6 protein-coding genes are annotated in these 4,938 nt (G+C 60.3%); 3 read left to right on the plus strand and 3 right to left on the minus strand.

The features are described from left to right. On the plus strand, positions 1 to 1,145 hold a 1,145-nt coding region (gene trhP, locus WLY71_RS29685; RefSeq protein ID WP_347806409.1), incomplete at its 5' end, for a prephenate-dependent tRNA uridine(34) hydroxylase TrhP. 7 nt (positions 1,146 to 1,152) lie between these two features. Here the strand turns inward: trhP and WLY71_RS29690 are convergent. After that, positions 1,153 to 2,016, minus strand: a complete 864-nt coding sequence (locus WLY71_RS29690; RefSeq protein ID WP_347806410.1) for a LysR family transcriptional regulator — start codon at positions 2,014 to 2,016, stop codon at positions 1,153 to 1,155. A 96-nt stretch (positions 2,017 to 2,112) separates the two neighbouring features. Between WLY71_RS29690 and WLY71_RS29695 the strand changes: the two genes are divergently transcribed. Continuing rightward, positions 2,113 to 3,024, plus strand: coding sequence for a DMT family transporter (locus WLY71_RS29695; RefSeq protein WP_347806411.1), 912 nt, complete (start codon positions 2,113 to 2,115; stop codon positions 3,022 to 3,024). Positions 3,025 to 3,083: 59 nt separating this feature from the next. Here WLY71_RS29695 and WLY71_RS29700 read toward each other — a convergent pair whose 3' ends face one another. Both WLY71_RS29700 and WLY71_RS29705 read right to left on the minus strand, forming a co-directional pair. Continuing rightward, entirely contained in the window at positions 3,084 to 3,314 is a 231-nt protein-coding gene (locus tag WLY71_RS29700; protein ID WP_347806412.1) for a hypothetical protein, read from the minus strand. A gap of 92 nt (positions 3,315 to 3,406) precedes the next feature. Then, complete coding sequence (locus WLY71_RS29705) at positions 3,407 to 4,120, minus strand: FadR/GntR family transcriptional regulator (protein WP_347806413.1); 714 nt, start codon at positions 4,118 to 4,120, stop codon at positions 3,407 to 3,409. Between the two features lie 298 nt (positions 4,121 to 4,418). Between WLY71_RS29705 and WLY71_RS29710 the strand changes: the two genes are divergently transcribed. Next, on the plus strand, positions 4,419 to 4,938 hold a 520-nt coding region (locus WLY71_RS29710; protein WP_347806414.1), incomplete at its 3' end, for an MFS transporter.

Raw genomic sequence — 4,938 nt, forward strand, 5'->3', positions numbered from 1 at the left:
GCAAGCGCTTCTATGTGGTGGTGAACATCGCCCCGCACAACGCCAAGCTAAAAACCTTCCTCAAAGACCTGGCGCCGGTAATTGCCATGGCGCCGGACGCGCTGATCATGTCCGATCCAGGCCTGATCATGCTGGTCCGCCGGCATTATCCGCAGATGCCGATTCACCTTTCGGTACAGGCCAACACGGTGAACTGGGCCAGTGTCGAGTTCTGGCAGCAACAAGGCTTGAGCCGGATCATCCTGTCGCGGGAACTGTCCCTGGAAGAAATCGCCGAAATCCGCGAGCAAGTCCCAGCGATGGAGCTGGAGGTGTTCGTCCACGGCGCCTTGTGCATGGCCTATTCCGGTCGCTGCCTGTTGTCGGGTTACATGAACAAGCGCGACGCCAATCAGGGCAGTTGCACCAATGCCTGTCGCTGGAAGTACTCGGCGCAGCAGGCCACGGAAAACCAGCTCGGCGAAATCGTGCAGACCTTCCAGCCCGAACCGACCCTGAGCATCGGCGCCCCGACCGATCAGGTGTTCCTGTTGCAGGAAGCCAATCGGCCCGACGAATCGATGCCGGCCTTCGAAGACGAACACGGCACTTACATCATGAACGCCAAGGACCTGCGCGCGGTGCAGCATGTCGAGCGCCTGACGCAGATGGGCGTGCACTCACTGAAAATCGAGGGCCGGACCAAATCCCACTTTTACTGCGCGCGAACCACTCAGGTTTACCGCCGGGCAATCGACGACGCGGTGGCCGGTCGCGAGTTCGACCGCAGCCTGATGACGGATCTGGAATCCCTCGCCCAGCGCGGCTACACCGAAGGTTTTTTGCGGCGGCATGTGCATGACGAATACCAGAACTACCAGCACGGCAGTTCGGTGTCGGAACGGCAGCAGTTTGTCGGCGAGTTGACCGGCGAGCGGCGTGACCGGATGGCGGAAATCAAAGTGAAGAACCGATTTGGCCTGGGCGACCACCTGGAACTGATGACGCCCAAGGGCAACTTCCAATTCGATTTGCAGCAACTGCAAAACGTCAAAGGCGAGCCGATCGAGGTGGCGCCGGGGGATGGGCACACCGTGTACCTGCCGATTCCGGATGCTGTGGATTTACGGTTTGGGTTACTGATGCGCGATGTCAGCGTGCCTTGAAATCCGCCTACGCGAACTCCTCCCGCAACATCCCCACAAACGCCTCCCGCGCCGGGTGAATCCCGGCGTTTTCATGCCAGTAAAACAGGTTGTCGTTCGCCGTCAGCTCAGGGAACTCATACCCCGCGCAACCCGCCCCTTTGGCGTACTGATCAAACACGCCTTTTGGCACCAGCGCGACACCCGCCCCAGCACTGACGCAGCCGACAATCGCCCCGTAACTGGCCAGGCTGACGATCGGCAACGCCTGCCCCTGTCGCAGCAACCAATGCTCCAGCGCCGCCCGGTAGGGACAGCCCTGGGGCCACATGAACACGGTCTTGTCCTGCAAATCCGCGATGTTCCGTACCGGCCCAAGGGACGTCGAGGCAATCAACAAAAGCTCCTCGCGGTACATCGGCGTGCGTTTGAGGTGTGAGCGCTCGACATCTACCGCAACGATCGCGCCGTCGAGCCGGTGATTGAGCGTGTCGTCGAGCAATTGGCTCCAGGTGCCGGTGGTCAGCTCCAGCGCCACAGCCGGGAAACGCTTGTGGAATTTCGCCAGCAGCCGCGGCAATCGACCGGTCGCCGACGACTCGATGGCGCCAATGCGCAACGGCCCGGACGGCTCGGCCGAAGGGTCCACCGCGCGCTTGGCTTCCGCCGTCAGGGCGAGAATTTTCGAGGCATAAGCCAGAAAGGTTTGCCCCGCTGGGCTGATTCGCAGCCCTCGGCCCTCGCGCAGAAACAGCGCGACTCCCAGTTCCGCTTCCAGGGACTTGATCCGTGCCGTGATGTTCGACGGCACGCAATGCAACAACTCGGCCGCCCGGGCGATGCTGCCGACCTCGGCGACGGTCTTGAACATGCGTATCTGTGCCAGCTCCATACATCACCTAAAGTGAATAGTTGACGCACTATAAGTCAGTTGTGGAGAACAGTCAGGCTTCTGATACTGGGTGCATCCGCCTACAGGTGCCCGATCATGAAGCCACTCACGCCCTCCCCCGGTTCTCCCGTCAAACTCATACTGGCCATGGCATTTGTGGTCGGCTGCTGGGGTTACTCACCGACCGGCATTCACATCGGTTTGCGGGCCTATGAGCCTGGTCATCTGGCCTTGCTGCGGTTTCTGCTGGCGTCGGCATTCATGGCGGTGGTCGCAGTGTTCCGAGGCATCAGCCTGCCGAACAGGCGTGACCTGCCGCTGTTGTTCGCGCTCGGTTTCTTTGCCGTGAGCCTGCACCATGTCGCGCTGAACTTCGGCCAGCAAAGTGTCAGCGCCGGCGCCTCCAGTGTGTTGGCGCAATCGACGCCGTTGTTCAGCACATTGCTGGCGCGCTTCGTCTTCAAGGACCGGGTGAGCGCGTGGCGCTGGGGCTGCGTTCTTCTGGGGTTGATCGGCGTGGTGATTGTGGTGGCCGGTGATCACGGACTGGGGAGCATCGACGCCCATGGATTGCTGATCCTGCTGGCGGCGGTGTCATGGAGTTTCTACTTTGCGTTGCAGAAGCATCACTCGCGGCGCTACGACGGGCTGACGTTGGTGTGTTACACGGTTTGGTTCGGGACACTGCTGCTGTTGGTTTATCTCCCGGGGCTGGTGAGCCAGGTCATCACCGCTCCGGTTGAAGTGCAGCTTGCGGTCATCGGGTTGGGCATTTTCCCAAGTGCCCTTGCGTATCTCGCCTGGGCCTATGTGCTGACTCATGTGGATTTGAGCCGTGCCACGATGACGCTGTATCTGATTCCACCGACCGCCATGGCGATTGCCTCTTTTGCGCTGGGCGAGCGGCCGACGTTGATGATCATTGGGGGCGCACTGGTGGTGCTGGTCAGCGTGTTGGCCTTGAATCTGGAGCGCAGGCCGGTCGTTGCGCAAGTAACCGAGGCCTGATGCAGACCTGTCATGCACAAAAAACCCGGCGCAATGGCGGCGCAATGGCCGGATTGTTTTTATCGCCTGTCATCGGACAGCGGTGTTGGCTCATCTGCCGGAGGCACGTCCTCGGCCGCATCAGGATCCATCCAGTCTTCAGGTCGATCTGCGTCAGCCTCGGCCGGGTCCCACGAAGGGTCCATGCCGGGTGGCGCGTCGTGATCCATGGTCGGCTCGTCGGTGCCGGGCATGGGTCGGGTTGGGTCGGTATTGGGTGTTCCACCCTGGAACATCGAATCGTTAGCCATGACGCACCTCACTGATGAGGTCCAGCAAATCTGGGCCGTACTCGTTGGAAGCAGGGCCGCGGATGAGGTGCTATCGAGTAGACAAACGGTGGTCAGCGATCTGCCGAAAACCGGTCGCGGCTATTGGTCAGGTGCAGCCACATGGCCGCCCGCGCCGCATCCGGATCCTGGCGTTTGATGGCGTTGAGAATCGCCTCGTGCTCAAGGTTGGCCAGGTGCCCGAGCTTGCTCAAGTCCACTGCGCCGCGCTCGGCGGCATTGACGCGGGTGCGCGGGATCATGGCGCTGCCCAGGTGCTGCATGATTTCGGTGAAGCACACGTTGCCGGTGGCTTCGGCTATCAGCAAGTGGAAGCGCTTGTCGGCTTCGACGCAGCTGTCGTTGTTGGCCAGCAGGCTTTGATAGTCGTCCAGCGCTTCGCGCATCTGCGCCAATTGATGATCCGTGCGACGGGTTGCAGCGAGTGCGGCGGCCTGGGTTTCCAGGCCCATGCGCAACTCCAGAATGCTGCGCACCCCCAGCGCGGTATCGACGTTCAACCGCAGCCCCTGCTCCAGTGCTCGTTCAATAACAAAGGTGCCAATGCCGTGGCGGGTTTCCACGAGGCCTGACGCCTGCAACTTCGAGATCGCCTCGCGCACCACCGTGCGACTGACCCCGTGCTCCTGAACAATCGTGTTCTCGGACGGCAGCTTGTCCCCGGGCAGCATCTGGCCGAGCAAGATGCTCTGGGTCAGTTTGGCGACCAGGTCATGGGCCAGGTTGTGGGTGCGCTTGCGGGCAGGCGCGTCGAGGTCTTCTTGCATGGCGATCATCCGGAAGCAGGGCTACCGGAATCGTAGCACTGCGCTGGACGGGAATCTCAGAAAAACGTCGAACAACTTGTATGACAACACTCAACAAACTGGACATACAAGACCGTCACGAAGGTCATGCATTACTGCAAAACGAATAACAAACCCTTCATCAAGCGCCATTTTGTTGGGTAACCACTCTTGCGGGATGAAAAAACGTGGTTGTATGATGTCTATCAACAACACCCAGCCACACCCCGCATAAAAATAATCAGTGGGAGATAACGCAGTGAATACATCCATATCCGGGATGAACGATGGCGCCGATTCGGTCCTGAAATCCGCCATCTCGAAAGTGAAACGCCATGTACTGCCGCTGTTCGTGATCATGTTCATCGTCAACTACATCGACCGCGTGAACATCGGCTTCGTCCGCGCCCACATGGAACATGACCTGGGCATTGGCGCTGCCGCCTACGGCCTTGGCGCCGGGCTGTTCTTCATCGGTTACGCGCTGTTCGAAGTCCCTTCCAACATCCTCCTGCAAAAAGTCGGCGCGCGAATCTGGCTGACCCGCATCATGCTGACCTGGGGCCTGGTCGCCGCTTGCATGGCCTTCATCCAGAACGAAACCCACTTCTACATCCTGCGATTTCTGCTGGGCGTGGCCGAAGCCGGGTTCTTTCCCGGGGTGATTTATTACTTCACTCGCTGGTTGCCTGGCGTTGAACGCGGCAAGGCGATTGCCATCTTCCTCAGCGGTTCGGCGATTGCTTCGCTGATCTCCGGCCCGCTGTCCGGGTTACTGCTGCAAATCAGCGGTTTCGGGA

It is taken from the genome of Pseudomonas rossensis, from assembly GCF_039888995.1.
In the GTDB taxonomy this organism is placed as follows: Bacteria; Pseudomonadota; Gammaproteobacteria; order Pseudomonadales; family Pseudomonadaceae; genus Aquipseudomonas; species Aquipseudomonas rossensis.